Here is a 23,234-nt window from a genome sequence, read left to right as displayed (position 1 = left end):
ATGGGCATCGAAATCGAGCGCAAGTTCCTGCCCCGCAGCGACGCCTGGCGCGCGGCGGCGCACAAGGTGGTGCCGATGGCGCAGGGCTACCTCAACGACCTGGCGCTGGTGGATTCCGGCGCGATGCGCGCCTCGGTGCGGGTGCGCATCGAAGGCGACGCCGCCTTCCTCAACATCAAGTCGCGCGAGTTGGGCACGACCCGGCAGGAGTTCGAATACCCGGTGCCGGTGGTGGAGGCCCGCGCGCTGCTCGAGCTTTGCGTGGGCGGGCTGGTCGAGAAGAACCGCCATTACGTCGAACACGCCGGCCACCTGTGGGAGGTCGACGAATTTCTCGGCGACAACACCGGGCTGGTGGTGGCCGAGATCGAACTGGCGGGCGAGGACGAAACCTTCGCCCGGCCCGACTGGGCCGGCGTCGAAGCCACCCATGCCGCGCGCTACTACAATCTTGCGCTGGCCTCGCGTCCGTTCTCGCAGTGGCGCGACGACGAGCGGCAGGCGCAGGACCTCATGGAAGGACGCTGAATGCTGCTGATCGGTATCACCGGGCACGAACTCACCGCGCGCGAGCGCGACTGGCTGCAGCACGACGCCTGCGCCGGCCTGACCCTGTTCGCGCGCAACTTCGCCTCGCGCGCGCAGGTGGCGGAGCTGACGCAGTCGATCCGCGAAGCCGCGCCGCGCCCGCAGCTGATCTGCGTGGACCAGGAAGGCGGGCGCGTGCAGCGCTTCCGCGATGGCTACAGCAAGCTGCCGGCGCTGCACGGCTTCGAGGCGCTGTACCAGCGCGATGTGCAGGCGGCGCTGGCGTTGGCCCGCGAGCACGCCTGGCTGATGGCCAGCGAGATGCGCGCCAGCGGCGTGGACCTCAGCTTCGCCCCGGTGCTGGACCTGGCGCGCGGCAACCGCGCGATCGGCGACCGCGCGTTCGCCGCCGATCCCGAGGTGGTGGCTGCGTTCGCCCGCGTCTACGTGCAAGGCATGCACGAAGCCGGGATGGCCGCCACGCTTAAGCACTTCCCCGGCCATGGCTCGGTGCTGGAAGACACCCACCACGACGCGGCCATCGACCCGCGCACGCTGGACGAGATCCGCGCGCACGACCTGGTGCCGTTCGCCGCCGGTATCGCTGCCGGCGCCGACGCGGTGATGACCGCGCACGTCACCTATCCGCAGGTGGCCTCTGAGCCTGCCGGCTGTTCGCGGCGCTGGATCGAGGAGATCCTGCGCGGTGACGTGGTCAACGGCGGCCTGCGCTTCCGCGGGGTGGTGTTTTCCGACGACATCGGCATGGCTGCGGCCGGCGCGGTGGGCGGAATCAAGGCGCGCATCGACGCACATCTGGACGCCGGCTGCGACGTGGTGCTGGTCAGCCACACCCAGCAGGTGGACGAGGCGCTGGCGGCGATCCAAGGCCGCCGGCTCAACACGATGGCGCTGGCCGGCCTGCTCGGCCGCGGCGCGCTGGGATGGGACGGGCTGCTGGCCGACGCGCGCCGTGCCGGCGTGCAGGCGCGGTTGGAAGACGTGCGCGCGCCGTCACTGGCGACCGACATCCTGTCGGGCGCCACCAACATGGGAGACGTGGCATGAGCACACCGAAACTGGGCGACGCGCTGGCGTCGGCACGGGTTCTGTTCGACCGCCCGGTGCTGGAACAGGCCATCGTGCGCATGGCCGGCGAGATCCGCGCGGCCTACGCCGAGGGCGATGTGCCGCTGTACATCACGGTCATGAACGGCGGCCTGCCGTTCGCCGCGCAGCTGGCGTTCGCGCTGGGCGAGCGCGGGCTGGACCTGGAGTTCGACTACCTGCACGCCACCCGCTACCGCGGCCAGACCAGCGGCTCGGGCCTGGCCTGGCTGCACCGCCCGGCCACGCCGATGCACGGGCGCCAGGTGCTGCTGGCGGACGACATCCTCGACGAAGGCCACACCCTGTTGGCGGTGAAGCAGTGGTGCGAGGACCAGGGCGCGGCCGACGTGCGCATCGCGGTGCTGGCGGAAAAGGTCCACGACCGCTGCGTCGAGGGCATCGCCGCCGACCATGTCGGCGTGCAGGTGCCGGATGCCTACGTGTTCGGCTACGGCATGGATTACCACGAGCAGGGCCGCAACCTGCCGGCGATCTATGCGCTGGGCGACTAGCGATATTGCATCGTGCTCGCGTGCGATACAGATCGAATGAGTTGGAGGAAGCAAGGATGACCATCGAACTCGCCGTCATCGGCGGCACCGGCGTTTATGCGCTGGGCGAACTGGCCGACGTCGAAACCCACCAGCCGGTCACGCCCTACGGCGCGCCGTCCGGGCCGGTACGCGCCGGTACCTATGCGGGCCGGCGGGTGGCTTTCCTGGCCCGCCATGGCGAAGGCCATTCGCTGCCGCCGCACCGGATCAACTACCGCGCCAACCTGGCCGCGCTGAAGGCGCTGGGCGCCACCCGCGTGCTGGCGCTGAATACCGTCGGCGGCATCACCGAGCGCTTCGGTCCGCGCGTGCTGGCTTGCCCGGAGCAGCTGATCGACTACACCTGGGGCCGCATTTCCACCCTGTGCGAGGAGCCGGGCAGCGAGGTGCTGCACGTCGACTTCGGCGATCCCTATACCCCGTCGCTACGCCGGCAGGTGGTCGCAGCGGCGGCGCAGGCCGGCGTGGCGCTGGTCGATGGTGGCTGCTACGGCGCCACCCAGGGGCCGCGGCTGGAAACCCGCGCCGAGATCGCGCGCATGCGCCACGACGGCTGCGACCTGGTCGGCATGACTGGCATGCCCGAGGCCGGCCTGGCGCGCGAGCTGGGGCTGGATTACGCCTGCCTGGCCATCGTCGCCAACTGGGCGGCGGGCGCGGGCCCGGAGGTGGACGAGGTCATCACCCTGCAGGATGTGCTCGACAACGTATCGGCGGCGATGGCGGGCGTGCCGGAACTGCTGCGGCGGGTGCTGGCGGGCTGACCGCCAAACGGGCCGAAGTGCGTTCTGGATGGTTGCGTGGGCGTGCCGCTGTTGCATACTCGCGCCGTGCCGCTGGTCGGCACGTTTCCATCCAGTCCATCACCACACGCTTTCGCAAGAGGTCTTCGCAACCATGCAGTACGGCACCGTGAAGTGGTTCAATGACGCCAAGGGCTTCGGTTTCATCGCCCCCGAGGACGGCAGCGCCGATGTGTTCGTGCATTTTTCCGCCATCGATTCCAATGGCTTCCGCAGCTTGCAGGAAGGTCAGCGGGTCAGCTATGAAGTGCAGCAGGGCGCGAAGGGTGCCCAGGCCGCCGGGGTCAAGCCCGCCTGAGGCCGGTACACGCCAGCAAATTCCAGACCCCGCCAAGTGCGGGGTTTTTTGTGTCGGAATGAGCACGGGTTCCGCAAAAGAAAAAGGCCCGCCGGTGAGGGCGGGCCTTTCCTTTGCCGGCTGGGAGCCGGCAGGCGATTACTCCGCTTCGCCTTCGGCAGCCGGAGCAGCGGCAGCGTCGGCAGCCGGAGCGGCAGCGTCGGCAGCCGGGGCAGCGGCGTCTGCCGGAGCAGCGGCGGCGTCAACCGGAGCAGCAGCGGCGTCGACCGGAGCAGCAGCGTCAGCGGCCGGGGCTTCGGCGGCAGCGGCGTCGGCCGGGGCAGCGGCTTCGTCGGCCGGAGCAGCGGCGTCAGCGGCCGGAGCCTCGTCCTTCTTGCAGGCCGACAGAGCGAGGACGCCAGCGGCGAGGAGCGCGAAAAGCTTGGTGTTCATGAAAATCTCCTGGGTAGGGTTGACTGAAAAACAGCGGATTTGGGATCAGACAACGCCAGTGCGCTTAGCGATCCGGCATGCGCCGGCGGGTCGTTCACTGACTCGAAACAGCCCCGGGGCTCCGGGACACGAAAAAGCCGTCGGCGTACCGACGGCTTTCCCGATTTTTGGGTAACGAATCGGGCGAGATGTTCTCCGCCGACCCGATTACTTCTTGGCTTCTTCAGCCGTGGTCGCAGCCTGCTCGGCGGCGTCGGCGGCAGCCTGGGCTTCGGCCGGGGCAGCAGCGGCGTCAGCCGGAGCGGCTTCCGCCGGAGCGGCGGCAGCGTCAGCCGGGGCGGCTTCGGCCGAAGCGTCGGCAGCCTGAGCAGCGGAGTCGGCGGCGGCCTGGGCGTCAGCGGCCGGGGTCTCGGCGCTGGCGGCGGCGTCAGCAGCCGGCTCGGACTTGCTGCACGCGGTCAGGGCCAGGCCCAGAGCCATCGCCAGCAGGATCTTGTTGATCGACATGATGCGGTTTCCTCGTCGTGAATAAAATCTGGAGCAACGCAGACAATGCGTGCTTCACCATGATGACAAGCCGTAGCCGCGTGTCAAGCGGTTGGCTGTATTTTTTTCATTTCAGGTCGCCGAAAGGCTCACGCCAGCTCGATGGCCACCGCGGTCGCTTCGCCGCCGCCGATGCATAGCGAGGCCACGCCGCGCTTGCCGCCACGGGCCTGCAGGGCATGGGTCAGGGTGACCAGCAGGCGGGCACCGCTGCAGCCGATCGGGTGGCCCAGCGCCAGCGCGCCGCCGTTGACATTGAGCTTGTCGTGCGCGATCCCGAGGTCGCTCATCGGCGCCATCGCCACGCAGGCGAACGCCTCGTTGACCTCGAACAGGTCCACGTCCGCCACACTCCAGCCGGCCTTGGCCAGCACCGACTGCAGCGCCGCCACCGGAGCGGTGGTGAACCATTCCGGGGCCTGCGAATGGGTGGCATGGGCGACGATCCGCGCCAGCGGCTTGACCCCGGCGGCGGCGGCGGCCTCGGCTGACATCACCACCAGCGCCGCGGCGCCGTCGGAAATCTTCGACGACGAAGCGGCGGTCAGCACGCCTTCCTTGCCGAACGCGGGGCGCAGCTCGGGGATCTTGTTGAGATCGATCTTGCCGGGCTCCTCGTCCTTGTCGACCACTGCCTCGCCCCTGCGGGTCTTGACCGTGACCGGGACGATTTCGGCGGCGAACGCGCCGGAGGCCTGCGCGGCCTGCGCACGGCGGGCGCTTTCGGCGGAGAACGCGTCGATGGCGGCGCGGTCATACCCGTACTTGGCGCAGGCGGCATCGCCGAAGATGCCCATCGCCTTGCCGTCGTAGGGGTTGGTCAGGCCATCAAAGGCCATGTGGTCAAGGAACTCGGCGCTGCCGTAGCGCACGCCGGTGCGCGAGCCGTTGAGCAGGTGCGGGGCGTTGGTCATCGACTCCATGCCGCCGGCCACAACCGCCTTGGCGGAACCGGCCTTGATGATGTCGTGGGCCAGCATCACCGCCTTCATGCCCGAACCGCAGACCTTGTTAATGGTGGTGGCGCCGGCGGCGTCGGGGATGCCGGCCGCACGCGAAGCCTGGCGCGCCGGGGCCTGGCCAAGGCCGGCCGGCAGCACGCAGCCCATGATGACCTCGTCCACCTGGTCGGCGGCCAGCCCGGACTGCGCCAGCGCGCCGGCAATGGCGGCGCTGCCCAGCGTGGGGGTGGGCGTGCCGGTGAACTGGCCGAGGAAGGAACCGATGGCGGTGCGCTTGGCACCGACGATGACGACGTCGCTCATGGAAAGCTCCGGTTGCGTTGGGCCGGACAGGCCGGCAAACCCCGATTATCACTCGAAACGGCGTCGATGTTGCGCTGCCGCATTCAGCTGGCCGGCGCGCGCCCGGCGTTGCGCGAACGGGCGAGTGGGCTTACAAAGTCGCTATCCAGAAAGCCGTGCCGGATGGCGCGGTTACGCATCGAGTCGGGGGAAAAATGGACAGCAATCTTGCGTCGCGGCGGCAGCTCCGGCTGGCCGGAACCTTGTTGCCTGCCGCCATCGCGCTGGCGTTGTCGGCCTGCGGCGGGGGCGGGGGAGGCAGCAGTATTCGGCCCACGCCGCCGCCGATCACGCCGTCCGGCCCCGGCTTCGCACCGAACGTCGCCAACGATGCCTCGCTGGTGGTCAATCCGCCTGCGGTTGCGGCCCTCGCCGGCCCGATTTCCCTCGCCAACAACAGCCTCAACCGCCACCTGCTGCTGACCAATGCGGCGGGCGCGCTGGGCGCCGGGCTGAAGGGACAGGGCATCACCATCGGCCTGCTCGACTCCGGGGTCAACCGCAACCATCCCACCCTCGCCGGGCGGGTGACCCAGAATTTCATCAACATTTGCACGACGGCAGCCTGCGGCAACGACCTCAGCGTCGACGACAAGGTCGGCCACGGCACCGTGGTGGCCTCGCTGGCCGCTGGCAGGCCGGCTATCGGCAACTACCTCAACAGCGACGGCAGCAACAGCGGCCAGACCGATACCTGGGGCGGCGGCGTCGCCCAGAACGCCACCATCGTGTCCTCGCGCATCATCAGCGATGCACCGCCGAAGGATGACGGCTCCGGTGCGGGCAACGAGATCCACGCCGGTGAAGGCTTGGGCGAGGATTTCGTCTACCTGCACAAGCAACTGGCCGACGCCGGCGCGAAGATCATCAACAATTCCTGGGGCGGGCTGTACTGGAGCGATCCGGCGCTGTCGCAGGAACTGGCCGCCGCGTACAGGGACTTCACCGTCAACCGCGGCGGCATCATCGTGTTCGCCAACGGCAACAGTGGCCGCGATGCGCGGTTCCGCCCGCAGCCTTCGGACAACGCGATGCTGCCGACGCTGGCGAACGACGCCATCCTCGAAAAAGGCTGGCTGACGGTCGGTGCGCTGGATCCGCTCAGTCCCACCCAGCTGACCGACTATTCGCAGGAGTGCGGCCCGGCGATGAACTACTGCCTGGTGGCGCCGGGCAACGTGGTGTTCATCGATCCGGATGCGACCTCGCAGGCCACCAGCGGCCTGTACCAAGGCGGCGGTACGTCCTATGCGGCACCGCAGGTGTCGGGTGCGGCGGCGGTGGTGTGGGCAGCCTTTCCGTACTTCAGCAACGACCAGGTGCGGCAGGCCATCCTCGGCGGTGCCAAGGACCTGGGCGCCGCCGGTGTTGACGCCGTGTTCGGCTGGGGCCTGCTGGACGTGACCAAGGCGGCGATGGGGCCGAGCAACTTCGCCTGGGGCGATTTCAGCGTCGCGTTCTCCGGCAACTCGGTGTGGCGCAACGAGATCGTCGGCAGCGGCGGGCTGGTCAAGGGCGGCAGCGGCACCCTGACCCTGACCGAAGCGGGCCGCTTCACCGGCGCAACCCAGGTCAATGCGGGCGGACTGGATCTGCGCAAGGGGCTGCGGTCGAACCTGTCCATCGCCAGCGGTGCCAAGGTCTGGGGCAGCGGCGCGTTCGGCGGCAACGTCGCCAACAGCGGCATGTTCCTGAGTGGTGCCACCACCCCGGCGAGCATCGCGGGCAACTTCAGCCAGTCCGGCAGCGGCAACCTGGGCGTGTGGCTGGGCAGTGCGCTGAAGGTCACCGGGTCGGCAAGCGTCAACGGCACCATGTCGATCCTGGGGGTGAAGAGCGGCTACACCACCACCTCGAAGGAAACCCTGATCAACGCCACCGGCGGCGTCAGCGGCACCTTCGTCTCGCTGCGCGCGGCCCCCAACGTGTTCCTTGACGCGGCGCTGGCCTACGACCCCAACAACGTCTTCCTCAACATCAACCGCATCGACGTGACCAAGGCGGTGGCGGGCATGGGCCTGACCGGTGCCAGCGTGGCTTCGGCGGCGCGGGTGGAGTCGGCGATGCAGGCGATCGACCTGCAGCTGGGCGGAGGGACGCCTATCGGCATCGGCACGGCGTTCATCGATGCCGCCGGCGCGCTGCAGCAGTCTGCCAGCGTGGCCAATGCGGATGCCTCGCTGCGCAGCCTGTCCGGCGAGCTGCATGCGGCGTCGGCGGCGATGACCTTCGATGCCATCGACGCCGGCCGGCGCGCGCTGGGCCAGCGCGTCGACACGCTTGCGCAGGCGCCCGCGCAGGCCGGCGGCTGGGCCCGCGATCTGGCCGCCAGCGGCGAGCTGGGCCGTGCCGGTTTCGGCCAGCTGGGTATGGATGCGACCGGCAGCATGATCGGCAACGACTGGCGGCTGGGCCGCACGGCGCTGCTGGGCATGGCGATGAACCGGCTGGAGCAGTCCGGCTGGCTGGACGGCAGTGGTGACCGCAGCCGCGGCCACCAGCGCGAGGTGCAGCTGTACGCGGCCGGCTGGCGCGGCGGCTGGCAGGCGCAGGCGCAGCTGGCTTCCGGCACGTTCCAGCGACAGATGCAGCGCGAGTTGCTGCTGGGCGGGCTGCGCGACACCGCGGCCACCCGGCTGTCCGGCGACTACCAGGCGGCGTTCGGCGAGGTCGGCCGGCGTCTGGATGTGGGCGGACTGGCGCTGACGCCGTACCTCGGCGCGCAATTCGTGCGGGTGGCCAACGACGGCTTCGTCGAAAGCGGCGACAGCGGCTTCGGCCTGCGCGCCAACGCTTGGGACAGCCGCCGCTGGCAGGGTTTTGCGGGCGTGCGCGGCGAGCGCGCCTGGCGCGTGGGTGGCGTGGATCTGCGCGCCGACGCGCGCGTCGAGTGGCAGCGCACGCTGTCGTCCAGCGGCCAGCTGTTCGAGGCCAGCTTCACCGGCGTGGAGCAGTGGGCGCCAATGCAGGGAATGGGCTTGGGCGAACGCAGCCAGCTGTTTGCGCTGGGCATGAGCGCGGCGTTCGGGGGCAAGGCCACGTTCCGCTTCGACCTGAGCCGCCGCAACGGGGAGCTCGGTGCCGACGGCATGGCCTCGCTGTGGGGGACGTACCGCTTCTGATGCGGGGCTACCCCGCGCCAGTGGTGGCGTGGGGTAGTGGCGCCTGCAGTGTTAGGCCGTGCGAGGCGCGGTGCAGGAGCGCCCTCAGGCCATTCGCGCGTCGATCGCGGCCGCCATCGCGCGGCGCTGGAACACGAAGTCCCACAGGCTGCCGCCCATCTGCCGCCACAGCACCGCGGAGCGCAGCGCGGCCAACAGCAGCGCGCGGATCTCGGACACCACGCCGGCTTGGCCGAGGTAGTGCGGATTGCCCTGCACCATCACCCGCGGACGCAGGTTGCTGATGGTGTCGGCGTAGAGCTTTGCCAGTTCGACGATGACATCCGGGTGCGCGCTGCCCTGCGCCTGCGCGTCGCCGGCCAGCTGGCGCAGCCCTGCCTGCACCTTCGAGGTGATGCCGCCGCTGCGCACGAAGCGGCGCTCCAGCTGCAGCACGGCCAGCGCCAGCCGGCCCAGCGCCTCGTCCTTGTTGCCCTTGGACAGGTAATCGCGCAGCAGGCGCAGGCCGCCGCGCAGGTTGCCTGCGTCGCCGTAGACGGCTTCGGCGCTGCTGGCGTCGATGCGGAACACGCTGTCCAGCGCGGCCTGCACCTGGCGGGTTTCCGATTGGCCGGTGTCGGCGATGCGGCGCACCTGTGCCAGTGCCTGTACCAGGCCGGCAAGGGCAAGCACGCGGTCGTCGATGGTATTGCTCATGCGGGAGTTGTCTCGCTGGAGTCGGGGTTGGGGAAGGGCGCGTCGGTGGCGGCGATCACCGCGCCGCCCAGGCAATGGTCGCCATCGTAGAGCACCACCGATTGACCGGGGGTGACCGCGCGCTGCGGGCGATCGAAGCGCACGGCAAGCGTGCCGTCGCCTTGCACCTCGACCTCGCAGGCCTCGTCCGGCTGCCGGTAGCGGGTCTGGGCGGTGCAGGAAAAGCGCGCGGCGGGCGGACTGCCGGCGATCCAGTGCGCGGTTTCGCTGCGCAATGCATGCGACTGCAGCCACGGGTTGTCGTGGCCCTGGTCGACATACAGGACGTTGCGCTCCACGTCCTTGGCCACCACGAACCACGGCGCCTGCGGACGGCCGCGCACGCCCCCGATGTTCAGGCCTTCGCGCTGGCCGAGGGTGAAATAGAACACCCCCGGGTGGCTGCCGATGCGGGCACCGTCGGGACTGCGCATCTCGCCTTCGCGCGCCGGCAGGTACTGCGCCAGGAAGCTGCGGAAATCGCGCTCGCCGATGAAGCAGATGCCGGTGGAGTCCTTCTTTTCCGCCGTGCGCAGGCCGTGTTCGGCGGCGATCCGGCGGATCTCGCGCTTGTGCAGGCCACCCAGCGGGAAGTGCGTGGCCGCCAGCTGGGCCTGGCCCAGCTGGTGCAGGAAGTAGCTCTGGTCCTTGCTGCGATCCACTGCGCGAAGCAGGCGGAAGCTGTGGCCGTCGTGATCGACGCGGGCGTAGTGGCCGGTGGCGATGGCATCCGCCCCCAGCTCGCGGGCGGCATCGAGGAAATGCTTGAACTTGATTTCACGGTTGCACAGCACGTCCGGGTTGGGCGTGCGGCCGGCGGCGTATTCGTCGAGGAAATGGCGGAACACGCCGTCCCAGTATTCCTTCGAGAAGTCGCGGAAGCGGATCGGGATGCCGAGTGCGCCGCAGACCGCCACCGCGTCGCGGCGGTCGTCCTCGGCGCGGCATCCGCCGGAACCATCATCGGTCCAGTTCTGCATGAACAGGCCGGTGACTTCATAGCCGGCATCGCGCAGCAGCAGCGCGGCGACCGAGGAGTCGACGCCGCCGGAGATGCCGACGACGATGCGCCGCCCGCCGTCGTTCATGGCAGCTGCCGCACCAGCGACAGCGGATGCCGGCTGCCGCCCAGATAGTCGGCGACCGCGCGCCAGACCAGCGGGCTGCGGTGACGCGCGGTTTCCGCCTGCAGCTGCTGCGGCGTCAGCCACAACGCCCGCACGATGCCCTCGTCCAGGGTGGCACCCGGGATTTCCTCCAGCGGCTCGGCAGCGAAGGCGAAGCGCAGGTAATGGCGCTGGGTTTGCGGCGCCTTCCACTGGTAGGTGCCTACCAGATGGGTGATGTGCACGTGCCAGCCGGTTTCCTCGCGGGTTTCGCGCAGCGCGGCGTCGACCAGGCTTTCGTCGGGCTCCAGGTGGCCGGCGGGCTGGTTCAGCACCAGCCGTCCGCCCGCCCGTTCCTCCACGCACAGCAGCTGGCCGTCGCGCGCCACCAGGGTGGCCACGGTCACGTCCGGCTGCCAGAAGCGGCCTTCGCGATAGCTCATGTCAGAGTTCGTCCCTTTTGCCGGACAGTTCGATTTCCTTGTTGTCGGCGGTTTCCGCGGCGATGTCGATGGCGGCTTCCAGCTGGGTGGCGTCGACGTTGTCGGGCAACTTGATCACGTAATAGAGCACGTCGCCGGCGATTTCCCACGCACCGATCTTCAGCGTGCGGCTTTCGTTGAGCAGCGCCAGCGCCTTGCCGGCGATGGCATCCGCGCCCACCTTGCCGGCGGGGGAGAATACCTCGCGCACCAGCAGGCCCTGGATCGACTCGCTGGCGCCGGAGACGAACACCAGCTGGGTGCGGTTTTCCGCCTTGTACGACACCACCACCTTGTAGTCGCCATCGCCATCGATCTCGTACTTGATGCCACGCGCATCCAGCCGCGATTCGACGGACGCATCGCCGGCATGGGCGGGGAGTATGGCGAGGGGGAGCAGGCAAGCCAGAACGAGCGAGGACAGGCGCATGTAGGTTCTCCGGTGGGTGGGTGGGCAGGGTAAGGGTGGAGGGGGAGCGCCTGCGGCTCAGGAGCAGCGCAACGTATAATTTGCCCATGCCGAACCTGCCCGACAAGCCGCAACGCGATCACGACCACGGCACCGTGGTGGCGCCGGCGCGCCCGGAAGTGGCGCGCCCACCGCAATACACCGTTCTGCTGCTCAACGACGACTACACCCCGATGGACTTCGTGGTCGACGTGCTGATGCGGTTTTTCTCGATGGGACTGGAGCGCGCCACCCAGGTCATGCTGCACGTGCATACCCGCGGCCGCGGCGTGTGCGGGGTGTTCACCCGCGAGATTGCAGAATCCAAGGTGGCGCAGGTCAACGAGTACGCCAGGCTGAACCAGCACCCGCTGCTGTGCACGATGGAGCGGGCCTGACCGGGTTCGGCACTTGTCCCGGGGCGGAATGCGCCCTACATAGGAGCTGACGTAACCGAAGGCAGGTTTTCATGTTCAGCAAGGATCTCGAGCAAACCATCGGCCAGTGCTACAAGCGCACCCGCGAGGCGCGCTACGAGTTCATGACGGTGGAGCACCTGCTGCTGGCGTTGCTGGACAACCCCTCCGCCGAAGCGGTGCTGCGCGCGGTGGGCGCGGACATGCCGCGCCTGCGCGACGAGCTGGACAACGCCATCGAGGTGTCGGTCAGCCGCTTCGCCGACGACGACGGCCGCGACACCCAGCCCACCCTCGGCTTCCAGCGCGTGCTGCAGCGCGCGGTCTACCACGTGCAGTCCTCGGGCAAGAAGGAAGTGACCGGCGCCAACGTGCTGGTGGCGATCTTCGGTGAAAAAGACTCGCACGCGGTGTATTTCCTCAATCAACAGGACGTGCACCGGCTGGACGTGGTCAATTACCTGTCGCACGGCATCGCCCGCAACGAGGACGAGCCCAGCCAGTCCGCGCAGGACAGCGAAGGCAAGGGCGAGGCCGGCGAAGGCGAGGGCAAGGGCGATCCGCTCACCGAGTTCGCCAGCAACCTCAACGAAGCCGCGCGCGCCGGCCGCATCGATCCGCTGGTGGGCCGCGCCGAGGAAATCGAGCGCACCATCCAGGTGCTGTGCCGCCGGCGCAAGAACAATCCGCTGTACGTGGGCGAATCCGGCGTCGGCAAGACCGCGCTGGCGGAAGGGCTGGCCAAGCGGATCGTCGATGGCGAGGTGCCGGACGTGCTGGCCGGGGCGGTGATCTATTCGCTGGACCTCGGCGCGCTGGTGGCGGGCACCAAGTACCGCGGCGATTTCGAGAAGCGCCTGAAGGGCGTGCTGGCGGCGCTGAAGAAACAGCCGGAAGCGATCCTGTTCATCGACGAGATCCACACCATCATCGGCGCCGGCGCTTCCAGTGGCGGCACCATGGACGCCTCCAACCTGATCAAGCCGGTGCTGGCCAACGGCGAGCTGCGCTGCATCGGTTCCACCACCTTCCAGGAATACCGCGGCGTGTTCGAGAAGGACCGCGCGCTGGCGCGGCGCTTCCAGAAGATCGACATCGTCGAGCCCACCGTGGGCGAGGCCGTCGAGATCCTGAAGGGCCTGAAGCCGAAGTACGAAGCGCACCACGACGTGGCCTATGCCGACGAGGCGATCCGCGCCGCGGTGGACCTGTCGGTCAAGCACATCGGCGACCGCCTGCTGCCGGACAAGGCGATCGACGTGATCGACGAGGCCGGCGCGCGCCAGCGGCTGCTGCCGGTGGAAGCGCGCAAGCAGCTGATCGACGTGGAGGAAATCGAGACCATCGTCGCCAAGATGGCGCGCATCCCGGCCAAGCAGGTCAGCGCCTCCGACAAGGACGTGCTGCAGCACCTGGAGCGCAACCTGAAGATGGTGATCTTCGGCCAGGACCCGGCCATCGAGACGCTAGCCAGCGCGATCAAGCTGGCGCGCAGCGGTCTCGGCAACCCCGACAAGCCGATCGGCAACTTCCTGTTCGCCGGTCCCACCGGCGTGGGCAAGACCGAGGTCACCCGCCAGCTGGCGATGCAGCTGGGGATCGAGCTGATCCGCTTCGACATGAGCGAATACATGGAGCCGCATTCGGTGAGCCGCCTGATCGGCGCGCCTCCCGGCTACGTGGGCTTCGACCAGGGTGGCCTGTTGACCGAGAAGATCGTCAAGACACCGCACTGCGTGCTATTGCTGGACGAGATCGAAAAGGCACACCCGGACATCTTCAACATCCTGCTGCAGGTCATGGACCGCGGCACGCTGACCGACACCAACGGCCGCGAAGCCAATTTCCGCAACGTGATCGTGGTGATGACCACCAATGCCGGCGCCACCCAGGCGGCGCGGCGCAGCATCGGCTTCACCAAGCAGGACCACAGCCCGGATGCGATGGAGGCGATCCGTCGTGGCTTCACCCCCGAGTTCCGCAACCGGCTGGACGCGGTGGTCCAGTTCCAGGCGCTGGGCTTCGAGCACATCCTGCGGGTGGTGGACAAGTTCCTGATCGAGCTGGAAGCGCTGCTGCACGAGAAGCAGGTGACCATGACTGCCACCGCGGCCGCGCGCGAATGGCTGGGCCAGCAGGGCTTCGACCCGCTGATGGGCGCGCGCCCGATGGCGCGGCTGATCCAGGACAAGATCAAGCGCCCGCTGGCCGACGAACTGCTGTTCGGCAAGCTGGTCGAGGGCGGCCGGGTGGCGCTGGACGCGGTGGACGGCGAGCTGGTGCTGGACGTGCAGGCCGAACCCGAGAAGCTGCTGCCGGCGATGCTGGCCTGACGCGGCGAGGGCATCACATCAACGCAGGAGGTCGCATGCGCACCATGGTCGCCGTCTTCGCCCTCGCGTTTGCGGGCGCTTCCTCCGCCGGCAGCGACAGGCCGGTGCAGCACCCGGAGCACGAGATCGTGTTCGCCGCCGCCAGCCAGTTGCTGCCCTGGTGCGAACAGGAGGCGCGCGCCCATTACGCCGGGCAGGGCGTCACCACCTACCAGTGGACCGGCCGCCACTTCGAAAGCGGCAACACCCTGCATGCGGAAGGCAAGATCCGGGCAGGGGGCGAAGACGTGCCGGTGACCTGCCTCGCGGCAAGGGGCGCACGTGAGCGCGACGCCACGGTCCGGATCGGCCCGGCTTCGTGATGAACGCCACAGGCTTCGCCCGACCCGCGCTGCGCGGCGCCGGCTGATATCCAGCGCCTTCCTCCGATGCATCCCGCCGCCCGCCTGCACCTGCTGCCCATTGCCGTGGCCGCCGCCGAAGCGGGCGCGCAGGGGCGGGACTGGCTGAGCGACGCCGAGCGCCAGCGCCTGCAGGCGATCACCTCGCCGTCGCGGCGCGACACATTCTTGGCCGGACACTGGCAGGCGCGCGCGCTGGCGGCGCAGTGGCTGCAGCTGGACGTGGGCCGGATTGCGCTGGACGCGTACGCGGATGGCCGGCCGCTGCTGCGGGTGGATGGCGATGCCGCGCCGCTGCAGGTGTCGCTGAGCCACAGCGGCGACTGGCTGGCACTGGCGCTGGCCGGCGCGCCGGTAGGCGTGGATATCGAACTGCCGCGGCGCGTGCGCGACTGGAACGCGCTCGCGCGCTTCGTGTTCTCACCGGAGGAATGCGAGCGCGTAGAAGCCGCGGACCCGGCGATGCGCGCCGACGTCTTCCACGCGCTGTGGACGTTGAAGGAGGCGCACGGCAAGCGTAGCGGCGCGGGCCTGCAACCCCGCGCCGCGCGCGCGCTCACTGCGCGGCCTGCCAGCCCGGCCGCTGCGGAAGCGTTCGGTTGGCGCTTCGGCAATGGCGCGCTGGCGCTGGCGCTGACGCCCGGAACGCGGCTGGAGCGGATCGAAGGCGTGGCCGGGTCGCCGGCCTGCTGGCACTTCACCGAGAGCGTCGGGAACTCGCAGGGTCAGGATTGACCGGCTGCGGCATCCCCCTTATCTTGGGGTCGTCGGTTCTGGCGGGCACAACCTGTCGGATGAAAAGGGAAGCCGGTGCGGCGTGCATTCTTTCGGAATGGCGCGCCAATCCCGGCACTGCCCCGCAGCGGTAGGTGGAGACGAAGTCGCGATTCGCACTGGGGCGGTGGCCCTGGGAAGCGGCGACCAAGGCGGCCGGGCCCATGGCCCGCCACATCCACGAGTCCGAAGACCTGCCGACAGCCGCGCGAAGCACGCCGCGCGGTGCCGGCCGAAGAATCTCCGGGGGGAGATGGCTGGTGCAGCAGGGTCGCCGTGCACGCAGGCCGTGCCGGATCGCAGGCCGTGCGACACCGCGCTTCCACCCTGACGTTTCCGATGCCATCCGCGCCTGCGAGGGACAGGCCGGGCCCGTGCATCCGCATGGAGACGCCAGATGTCACAGACCTTGATTGCCGAAGCGCCCGCCGAAGCCCCGGCCGCCGCGCCCGCGTTCGACCTCACCCCGCCACCCACCGCCACCGCCATGGCGGTGACCAAGCGCAACGGCAGCACCGAGCCGGTCGATCTCAACAAGATCGTGCGCGCCGTCCAGCGCTGCTGCGAAGGCCTGCATGCGGTCGATCCGATGCGCGTGGCCACCCGCACCATTTCCGGCCTGTACGACGGCGCCACCACGCAGGAGCTGGACGAGCTGTCGATCCGCACCGCCGCGCTGCTGATCGGCGAGGAACCCGAATACGGCCGGCTGGCCGCGCGCCTGCTGGCCGGCTGCATCGCCAAGGAAGTCTCCGGGCAGGAGATCCACGCGTTCTCGCAGTCGGTTGGCCGCGGCCACGAAGTGGGCCTGATCAACGACCGCCTGCTCGGCTTCGTACAGGCCAACGCGCGCAAGCTCAACGATGCCATCGACCCGGCGCTGGACCTGGGTTTCGACTATTTCGGCCTGCGCACCCTGTACGACCGTTACCTGCTGCGCCACCCGCACACCCGCAAGGTGATCGAGACACCGCAGCAGTTCTTCCTGCGCATCGCCAGCGCCTTGAGCGAGGACGTGCCGGAAGCGTTGGCGCTGTACCAGCGGCTGGGCCACCTGGACTACCTGCCGTCCAGCCCGACCCTGTTCAACGCCGGCACCCGCCATGAGCAGCTGTCGTCGTGCTTCCTGCTGGATTCTCCGCAGGATTCGCTGGAGTCGATCTACGCGCGCTACGGCGAGATCGCCCAGCTGTCGAAGTTCAGCGGCGGGATCGGCGTGAGTTATTCGCGGGTGCGTTCGCGCGGCTCGCTGATCCGTTCCACCAACGGCCATTCCAACGGCATTGTTCCGTGGCTGAAGACCCTGGATTCGTCGGTGGCGGCGGTCAACCAGGGCGGCAAGCGCAAGGGCGCAGCCTGCGTCTACCTGGAAACCTGGCATGCCGACATCGAGGACTTCCTTGAACTGCGCGACAGCGCCGGCGACGAGGCGCGCCGCACCCACAATCTCAACCTCGCCAACTGGGTGCCGGACCTGTTCATGCAGCGGGTGGAGGCTGGCCAAGACTGGTCGCTGTTCGATCCGCACGTGGTGCCGGAGTTCACCGACCTGCACGGCGCGGATTTCGAGCGCGCCTACCTGCAGGCCGAGGCGCAGGGCCGGGCGGCGCGCACGATCCCGGCGCGCAAGCTGTACGCGCGGATGATGCGCACACTGGCCGAGACCGGCAACGGCTGGATGACCTTCAAGGACAAGTGCAACCGCGCCGGCAACCAGACCCTGCGCCCGCACAACGTCATCCACCTGTCCAACCTGTGCACCGAGATCCTGGAGGTCACCAGCGCCGAGGAAACGGCGGTGTGCAACCTCGGCTCGATCAACCTCGCGCACCACCTGGACGCGCATGGCGATTTCGATTTCGAGAAATTGGCCGAAACCGTGCGGTTGGCGGTGCGCCAGCTCGACCGGGTGATCGACCTCAATTTCTATCCGATCGAACCGGCCCGCCGCGGCAACCTGCGTTGGCGGCCGGTGGGGCTGGGCTGCATGGGCCTGCAGGACGTGTTCTTCCGCATGCGCTTGGCGTTCGACTCCGAAGCCGCCCGCGCGCTGTCGAGGAAGATCGCCGAGGAGATCTATTTCCACGCGCTGGACGCGTCCTGCGAGCTGGCCGTTGAGCGCGGCGCGCACGCCTCGTTCGCCGACACCCGCGCGTCCGTCGGCGAGCTGCAGTTCGATGCGTGGGATGTCACTCCCGACAACGCCGCGCGCTGGGATGCCTTGCGCGCGCGCATCCAGCAGCACGGCCTGCGCAATTCCCTGCTGATCGCCATCGCCCCGACCGCGACCATCGCCTCCATCGCCGGCTGCTACGAATGCGTGGAGCCCCAGGTGTCCAACCTGTTCAAACGCGAGACGCTGTCCGGCGACTTCCTGCAGGTCAACCGCTACCTGGTCGCCGAATTGAAGCAGCTGGGCCTGTGGACGCCGGAGATGCGCGACGCGATCAAGCTGGCCGACGGCTCGATCCAGAACCTCGCGCAGATCCCGGAAACCCTGCGCCACGTCTACCGCACCGTGTGGGAGCTGCCGATGCGCAGCCTGATCGACATGGCCGCCGAGCGCGGCGCCTTCATCGACCAGTCCGCCTCGCTCAACCTGTTCATGGAAAGCCCGAACATCGGCGCGCTGTCGTCCATGTACATGTACGCGTGGAAACGGGGCATCAAGACCTGCTATTACCTGCGTTCGCGCCCGGCGACGAAGATCGCCAAGACCACCGTATCCGGCATCGCGCCGGCGCAGGCGGTGGCCTGTTCGCTGGAGAATCCGGAAGCCTGCGAGGCCTGCCAGTGAGCGCCGCCCCGCAGATGCTGCTCGATCCCGGCTTCGAGCTGACCTTGCGCCCGATGCGCTACCCGGGCTTCTACGAGATGTACCGCAACGCCATCCGCAACAGCTGGACGGTGGACGAGATCAACTTCCAGATCGACATCGCCGATTTGCATTCGAAGATGTCGCCGGCCGACCGCCACCTGATCCACCGGCTGGTGGCGTTCTTCGCCACCGGCGACTCCATCGTCTCCAACAACCTGGTGCTGAACCTGTACCAGCACCTCAATGCGCCGGAAGCGCGCATGTACCTGTCGCGCCAGCTGTACGAGGAGGCGCTGCACGTACAGTTCTACCTGACGTTGCTGGACAACTACCTGCCCGACCCGGAGGAGCGCTTCAAGGCGTTCGCGGCGGTGGAGAACATCCCGGCGATCCGCAAGAAGGCCGAGTTCTGCTTCAGGTGGATCGACTCGCTGCAAGGCCTGCAGCGCATCGAGACCCGCGCGCAGCGCCGCCAGTTCCTGCTCAACCAGATCTGCTTCGCCGCCTGCATCGAGGGCCTGTTCTTCTTCGCCGCCTTCGCCTATGTCTACTACTTCCGTTCGCGCGGCCTGCTGCCGGGACTGTCGTCCGGCACCAACTGGGTGTTCCGCGACGAAAGCTGCCACATGGACTTCGCCTTCGAATGCGTGCGCACCATCCGCGCCGAGGAGCCGGACCTGTTCGACGATGAGATGGAGCGGCAGGTGCGCGACATGCTCGCCGAGGCCATCGAATGCGAGGTGCAATTTGCCGAGGACGTGCTGTCCGGCGGCGTGGCCGGCATTTCGATCCGCGACATGCGCCAGTACCTGCAGCACTGCGCCGACCAGCATTTCGCCAAGCTCGGCATGGCCAGGCAGTACCACGTGCGCAATCCGCTGCCGTTCATGGAATTGCAGGACGTGCAGGAGCTGACCAATTTCTTCGAGCGCCGGGTGTCCGCCTACCAGGTCGGGGTGCAGGGCGAGGTGGAGTTCGACCATGCCTTCTGACCCGGTGCGTCCGCTCGAGGCGAAGCTGCAGGAGATCGTCTTCCCCGACCATGCCAACCACCTGGGCACGCTGTTCGGCGGGCAGGCGCTGGCGTGGATGGACAAGGCCGCGTTCATCGCCGCCTCGCGCTACGCGCGGCGGACGGTGGTGACGGCGCGTTCGGAGCAGGTGGATTTCCGCCTGCCGATCCGCCAGGGCCAGCTGGTGGAAGTGCTGGCGCGGATCGTCGAGGTCGGCCGCAGTTCGATGCAGGTGGAGGTGGAGCTGATCGCCGAGGACCTGCTGGGCGGCGAGCGCGAGCTGTGCACGCGCGGGCGCTTCACGATGATCGCGCTGGACGGGCGCGGGCGGCCGACCGGGATCCCGGCACTGTCCGAGCACCCGCCGTAGCAGCGCGCCGCGAGCGCCAGATCGCGCGGGAAGCAGCGCGCCGCCGCGGCGCGCCTATCGGTGGGCGTCGGGATGGCGGGCCAGCCACGCCGCCAGCGTCTGCCGGTAATGCGCCAGCGCTTCGGCGTAGGTGTCGTTGACGCAGGGATCGCAACCGCTGTCGCAGCAGTCGCTGGGCAGCGGCGCTTCCGGCGGCTGCGGGCGCGGATCGGGATCGAGGCGGGGCAGGGGAATCGGCATGGCCGCAATTATCCATGCCCGTGCATGAGGCGGAAATGAGCCGGTGGCGCTGGCCGGTGCTTTCCGCAAATCAATTTGTCGCAAGTTCAAGGAGAGGACGATGCAACCAAGCAGTTCCACAGCCATGGCCGGGCGCAGCCTGGTCGATCCGGTCAGCTCGGTCGAGGAATACCTGACCCGCGCGGACTGGCGGGTCAATGCCAACGCCAACCAGGGCTATTCGCTGGGCGGGCTGATCCTCAACGTCGCCGGCAAGGTGACCGCCAATTACTGGCTGGAGAAGATCTATCCGCCGGAGATCGGCCGCGCCCATCGCGAGGCCGACCTGCACATCCACGACCTCGACATGCTCTCCGGCTACTGCGCTGGCTGGTCGCTGCGCACGCTGCTGTACGAAGGCTTCAACGGCGTGCCCAACAAGGTCGAGGCCGGCCCGCCCAGGCATCTGTCGTCGGCGGTCGGGCAGATCGTCAACTTCCTCGGCACCCTGCAGAACGAATGGGCGGGCGCGCAGGCGTTCTCCTCGTTCGACACCTACATGGCGCCGTTCGTGCGCAAGGACGCGCTGTCCTACGACGACGTGCGCCAGTGCATCCAGGAGCTGATCTTCAACCTCAACGTGCCCTCGCGCTGGGGCACGCAGACGCCGTTCACCAACCTCACCTTCGACTGGATCTGTCCCGCCGACCTGCGCCACCAGACCCCGTTCATCGGCGGCGAGGAGATGCCGTTCACCTACGGCGAGCTGCAGGCGGAGATGGACCTGATCAACCGCGCCTACATCGAGGTGATGAGCGCGGGCGACGCGCGCGGCCGGGTGTTCACCTTCCCGATCCCCACCTACAACATCACCGCCGACTTCCCGTGGGAGTCGGAAAACGCGCGGCTGTTGTTCGACATGACCGCGAAATACGGCCTGCCGTACTTCCAGAACTTCATCAATTCCGAGCTGGACCCGGGGATGATCCGCTCGATGTGCTGCCGCCTGCAGCTCGATCTGCGCGAGCTGCTCAAGCGCGGCAACGGCCTGTTCGGCAGCGCCGAGCAGACCGGCAGCCTGGGCGTGGTGACGGTCAACTGCGCGCGGCTGGGCTACCTGCACCGCGGCGATGAGGCCGGGCTGTTCGCTCGGCTGGACGAGCTGCTGGAGCTGGGCCGGCGCAGCCTGGAGATCAAGCGCACCACCATCCAGCAGCTGATCGACGACGGCCTGTACCCGTACACCAAGCGCTACCTCGGCACCCTGCGCAACCATTTCTCGACGCTGGGGGTGAACGGCATCAACGAGATGGTCCGCAACTTCACCTCCGATGCGCACGACCTGACCAGCGAGTGGGGCCATGCCTTCGCCCTGCGCCTGCTCGACCACGTTCGTGCGCGGATGGTGGAGTTCCAGGAAGCCACCGGCCAGCTCTACAACCTCGAAGCCACGCCGGCCGAAGGCACCACCTACCGCTTCGCCAAGGAGGACCGCCGCCGCTGGCCGGACATCCTGCAGGCGGGCAGCCGCGACCGTCCTTACTACACCAATTCCTCGCAGCTGCCGGTGGGCTTCACCGACGACCCGTTCGAAGCGCTGGAGCGGCAGGAAGCGCTGCAGTCGCGCTACACCGGCGGCACCGTGCTGCACCTGTACATGGGCGAACGCCTGTCCAGCGGCGATGCCTGCCGCGACCTGGTGCGGCGCGCGCTGAGCCGCTTCCGCCTGCCCTACATCACGATCACGCCAACTTTCTCGATCTGCCCGGAGCACGGCTACCTGGCGGGCGAGCACGAATTCTGCCCGCGCTGCGACGAGCGGCTGCTGGCGGAACTGCAGGCGGCCGCCGCGCCGACCATTACCGACGTCACGTTCCACGAGGAGATTTCCGCATGAACAACATCGCCAATTCCGCAATATCCGCCGCCGCTTCGCTGCGCAACGAAGACCGCCAGCGCTGCGAAGTGTGGACCCGGGTGATGGGTTACCACCGCCCGGTGTCCAGCTTCAACATCGGCAAGCAGGGCGAGCACGCCGAGCGCTGCTTCTTCAGCGAACGCCCGCGCGCCACCCTGGCCGCCGCCGCCGCATGATCCGCGTCGGCGGGATGACGCCGCTGACCAGCATCGACTTCCCCGGTCGGCTGGCGGCGGTGTTGTACCTGCAGGGCTGTCCCTGGCGCTGCGGCTACTGCCACAACCCCGAACTGCTGCCGGCGCGTGGGCAGGGCGGGGTTGCCTGGGCGCAGGCCGAAGCGTTCCTGCACCGCCGCGTCGGCCTGCTCGACGCGGTGGTGTTCTCCGGCGGCGAACCGACCTCACAGGCCGCGCTGCCCGACGCCATCGCGCAGGTGAAGGCGATGGGCTACCAGGTCGGCCTGCATACCGGCGGCATGTATCCGGCACGCCTGCGCCAGCTGCTGCCGCAGCTGGACTGGATCGGGCTGGACATCAAGGCGCCCGACGCGCATTACGACGCGGTGACCGGCCGCCGCGACAGCGCGCGTCCGGTGGGCGAGGCGCTGGAGGCGGTGCTGGCCAGCGGCGTGGCTTACGAATGCCGGACCACCTGGCATCCGGGGCTGTTCCCGCTGCCGGCGCTGTATGGCTTGGCGGAAGACCTGTTCGCGCGCGGCGTGCGTCACTGGGCGCTGCAGGAATGCCGCGAGGAAGGGCGCGGGCTGGTGGCGGAAGCCACGCTGGACCTGCAGCGGCTGGGTGCGGGGTTCGAGCGCTTCTGTTTCCGTCGCGGCTGAATCCCGCGTTCCCAGCAGCGCCGGGACGGGCTGGCGCGCGGGTAACATGGCGACATGGAGGAATCCCTGTCCGCCTGGATGCAGTCCAGGATCGAATACGTCGTGGTGGCGCTGCAGGTGCTGGCGATCCTGCTGGCGGCGTGGGCATTGCGCTGGCTGGTGCGGCGGCTGATCGCACGCCTGGCCGCGCGTTACGAGCTGCCGCCGATGGTGGTGATGGGCGCGCGTCGGGTGGCCACGTTCCTGATCGGGATGGCGGCGCTGCTGATGGTGCTGGAGCGCTTCGGCGTGTCCGCCGGGGTGCTGTGGGGCGCGTTCACCGGCTTCGCCGCGGTGGCGGCGGTGGCGTTCTTCGCCGCCTGGAGCGTGCTCACCAACATTTTCTGTTCGTTCCTGATTCTGGTGACCCGCCCGTTCCGCCTGTTCGACCACATCGAAGTGCTGGACAACGGCGAGAAGCCGGGCCTGGGCGGGCAAGTGATCGACATCAACCTGGTCTACGTGACCCTGCTGGAGCGCCATGCCGACGGTTTCGAAAGCCAGCTGCGGGTGCCCAACAGCCAGTTTTTCCAGCGTGCGGTGCGGCGCTGGAGCGGCGAGCCGCCGCCGCCGCGCGCGGCCGACGGCGGTGCGCGCCGCTGCGATGACAAACCCTAGGAACCCGAC

The 23,234-nt window shown here is 68.7% G+C and carries 25 protein-coding genes and 1 riboswitch; of the genes, 17 read left to right on the top strand and 8 right to left on the bottom strand.

The genetic code is table 11. From position 1 onward, the window contains the following. The 5 genes from G582_RS0100730 to G582_RS0100710 all read left to right on the top strand — a co-directional run bounded on the left by G582_RS0100730 (window position 1) and on the right by G582_RS0100710 (window position 3,293). Window positions 1-528 carry a CYTH domain-containing protein gene (locus G582_RS0100730; protein ID WP_028838196.1) on the top strand — a complete coding sequence of 176 codons (528 nt, stop codon included), beginning with the start codon at window positions 1-3 and terminating at the stop codon, window positions 526-528. Beyond that, entirely contained in the window at window positions 529-1,596 is a 1,068-nt protein-coding gene (gene nagZ, locus G582_RS14945) for a beta-N-acetylhexosaminidase (protein WP_083960878.1), read from the top strand. Next, window positions 1,593-2,150 (top strand): hypoxanthine-guanine phosphoribosyltransferase, encoded by a 558-nt coding sequence (locus tag G582_RS0100720; protein WP_028838195.1) that lies wholly within the window; start codon window positions 1,593-1,595, stop codon window positions 2,148-2,150. The genes nagZ and G582_RS0100720 overlap by 4 nt, the downstream gene beginning before the upstream one ends. Window positions 2,151-2,206: 56 nt before the next feature. After that, on the top strand, window positions 2,207-2,956 hold the full coding sequence (locus tag G582_RS0100715; RefSeq protein WP_038052278.1) for an S-methyl-5'-thioinosine phosphorylase: 750 nt from the start codon (window positions 2,207-2,209) through the stop codon (window positions 2,954-2,956). A 133-nt stretch (window positions 2,957-3,089) separates the two neighbouring features. Then, window positions 3,090-3,293, top strand: a complete 204-nt coding sequence (locus tag G582_RS0100710) for a cold-shock protein (RefSeq protein ID WP_028838193.1) — start codon at window positions 3,090-3,092, stop codon at window positions 3,291-3,293. A gap of 138 nt (window positions 3,294-3,431) precedes the next feature. Here the strand turns inward: G582_RS0100710 and G582_RS0100705 are convergent, their stop codons facing one another. The 3 genes from G582_RS0100705 to G582_RS0100695 form a co-directional block, all read right to left on the bottom strand. Next, complete coding sequence (locus G582_RS0100705) at window positions 3,432-3,725, bottom strand: hypothetical protein (RefSeq protein ID WP_038052275.1); 294 nt, start codon at window positions 3,723-3,725, stop codon at window positions 3,432-3,434. 207 nt (window positions 3,726-3,932) lie between these two features. After that, on the bottom strand, window positions 3,933-4,232 hold the full coding sequence (locus G582_RS0100700; RefSeq protein WP_028838191.1) for a hypothetical protein: 300 nt from the start codon (window positions 4,230-4,232) through the stop codon (window positions 3,933-3,935). 128 nt (window positions 4,233-4,360) lie between these two features. Beyond that, window positions 4,361-5,536, bottom strand: coding sequence for a thiolase family protein (locus tag G582_RS0100695; protein WP_028838190.1), 1,176 nt, complete (start codon window positions 5,534-5,536; stop codon window positions 4,361-4,363). 245 nt (window positions 5,537-5,781) lie between these two features. Here G582_RS0100695 and G582_RS0100690 point away from each other — a divergent pair, with 245 nt between their 5' ends. After that, window positions 5,782-8,697: an autotransporter serine protease gene (locus tag G582_RS0100690; RefSeq protein WP_169380528.1), complete on the top strand. Its 2,916-nt coding sequence runs from the start codon at window positions 5,782-5,784 to the stop codon at window positions 8,695-8,697. Between the two features lie 84 nt (window positions 8,698-8,781). Here the strand turns inward: G582_RS0100690 and hflD are convergent, their stop codons facing one another. From hflD to G582_RS0100670, 4 genes are read right to left on the bottom strand one after another with little or no spacing between them, the layout of a single operon-like run. After that, window positions 8,782-9,393, bottom strand: coding sequence for a high frequency lysogenization protein HflD (hflD, locus tag G582_RS0100685; RefSeq protein WP_028838188.1), 612 nt, complete (start codon window positions 9,391-9,393; stop codon window positions 8,782-8,784). Next, complete coding sequence (gene mnmA, locus G582_RS14940) at window positions 9,390-10,520, bottom strand: tRNA 2-thiouridine(34) synthase MnmA (RefSeq protein ID WP_051246380.1); 1,131 nt, start codon at window positions 10,518-10,520, stop codon at window positions 9,390-9,392. The genes hflD and mnmA overlap by 4 nt, the downstream gene beginning before the upstream one ends. Next, window positions 10,517-10,981 (bottom strand): NUDIX hydrolase, encoded by a 465-nt coding sequence (locus G582_RS0100675; protein WP_028838187.1) that lies wholly within the window; start codon window positions 10,979-10,981, stop codon window positions 10,517-10,519. The genes mnmA and G582_RS0100675 overlap by 4 nt, the downstream gene beginning before the upstream one ends. 1 nt (window position 10,982) lies before the next feature. Further along, the gene (locus G582_RS0100670; protein ID WP_028838186.1) at window positions 10,983-11,450 is read right to left on the bottom strand and encodes a YbjN domain-containing protein; all 468 of its coding nucleotides are present in this window, start codon (window positions 11,448-11,450) and stop codon (window positions 10,983-10,985) included. An 86-nt stretch (window positions 11,451-11,536) separates the two neighbouring features. Between G582_RS0100670 and clpS the strand changes: the two genes are divergently transcribed. From clpS to G582_RS0100635, 7 genes are all read left to right on the top strand, one after another. Further along, the gene (gene clpS, locus G582_RS0100665) at window positions 11,537-11,866 is read left to right on the top strand and encodes an ATP-dependent Clp protease adapter ClpS (RefSeq protein ID WP_028838185.1); all 330 of its coding nucleotides are present in this window, start codon (window positions 11,537-11,539) and stop codon (window positions 11,864-11,866) included. 71 nt (window positions 11,867-11,937) lie between these two features. After that, a complete protein-coding gene (clpA, locus tag G582_RS0100660) occupies window positions 11,938-14,217 on the top strand; it encodes an ATP-dependent Clp protease ATP-binding subunit ClpA (RefSeq protein WP_028838184.1) in 2,280 nt (759 codons plus the stop codon). A 35-nt stretch (window positions 14,218-14,252) separates the two neighbouring features. Continuing rightward, window positions 14,253-14,579, top strand: coding sequence for a hypothetical protein (locus G582_RS0100655; RefSeq protein WP_028838183.1), 327 nt, complete (start codon window positions 14,253-14,255; stop codon window positions 14,577-14,579). A gap of 66 nt (window positions 14,580-14,645) precedes the next feature. Beyond that, the gene (locus G582_RS17015; protein ID WP_051246377.1) at window positions 14,646-15,353 is read left to right on the top strand and encodes a 4'-phosphopantetheinyl transferase family protein; all 708 of its coding nucleotides are present in this window, start codon (window positions 14,646-14,648) and stop codon (window positions 15,351-15,353) included. A 16-nt stretch (window positions 15,354-15,369) separates the two neighbouring features. Further along, a riboswitch (cobalamin riboswitch) is annotated at window positions 15,370-15,608 on the top strand. 181 nt (window positions 15,609-15,789) lie between these two features. Then, on the top strand, window positions 15,790-18,189 hold the full coding sequence (locus tag G582_RS0100645) for a ribonucleoside-diphosphate reductase subunit alpha (RefSeq protein ID WP_028838182.1): 2,400 nt from the start codon (window positions 15,790-15,792) through the stop codon (window positions 18,187-18,189). A 14-nt stretch (window positions 18,190-18,203) separates the two neighbouring features. Next, window positions 18,204-19,202 (top strand): ribonucleotide-diphosphate reductase subunit beta, encoded by a 999-nt coding sequence (locus tag G582_RS0100640; protein WP_156880180.1) that lies wholly within the window; start codon window positions 18,204-18,206, stop codon window positions 19,200-19,202. Beyond that, entirely contained in the window at window positions 19,192-19,593 is a 402-nt protein-coding gene (locus tag G582_RS0100635) for an acyl-CoA thioesterase (RefSeq protein WP_028838180.1), read from the top strand. The genes G582_RS0100640 and G582_RS0100635 overlap by 11 nt, the downstream gene beginning before the upstream one ends. 54 nt (window positions 19,594-19,647) lie before the next feature. Here G582_RS0100635 and G582_RS0100630 read toward each other — a convergent pair whose 3' ends face one another. Continuing rightward, entirely contained in the window at window positions 19,648-19,833 is a 186-nt protein-coding gene (locus tag G582_RS0100630; RefSeq protein WP_028838179.1) for an oxidoreductase-like domain-containing protein, read from the bottom strand. A 100-nt stretch (window positions 19,834-19,933) separates the two neighbouring features. Between G582_RS0100630 and G582_RS14930 the strand changes: the two genes are divergently transcribed. The 4 genes from G582_RS14930 to G582_RS0100610 are packed head-to-tail and all read left to right on the top strand — an operon-like array spanning window position 19,934 to window position 23,225. Next, window positions 19,934-21,709, top strand: coding sequence for a ribonucleoside triphosphate reductase (locus tag G582_RS14930; protein WP_051246374.1), 1,776 nt, complete (start codon window positions 19,934-19,936; stop codon window positions 21,707-21,709). Beyond that, a complete protein-coding gene (nrdD, locus tag G582_RS18535; RefSeq protein WP_028838178.1) occupies window positions 21,706-21,906 on the top strand; it encodes an anaerobic ribonucleoside-triphosphate reductase in 201 nt (66 codons plus the stop codon). The genes G582_RS14930 and nrdD overlap by 4 nt, the downstream gene beginning before the upstream one ends. Window positions 21,907-21,920: 14 nt before the next feature. Beyond that, entirely contained in the window at window positions 21,921-22,568 is a 648-nt protein-coding gene (locus tag G582_RS14925) for an anaerobic ribonucleoside-triphosphate reductase activating protein (protein ID WP_246037207.1), read from the top strand. 54 nt (window positions 22,569-22,622) lie between these two features. After that, window positions 22,623-23,225 (top strand): mechanosensitive ion channel domain-containing protein, encoded by a 603-nt coding sequence (locus tag G582_RS0100610; protein WP_028838177.1) that lies wholly within the window; start codon window positions 22,623-22,625, stop codon window positions 23,223-23,225. The last annotated feature ends 9 nt before the right edge of the window (window positions 23,226-23,234 follow it).

Source organism: Thermomonas fusca DSM 15424 (assembly GCF_000423885.1).
Lineage (GTDB): Bacteria > Pseudomonadota > Gammaproteobacteria > Xanthomonadales > Xanthomonadaceae > Thermomonas > Thermomonas fusca.
Note: the sequence above shows the minus strand (reverse complement) of the source record. Positions and strands in the feature narration are given on the sequence as shown.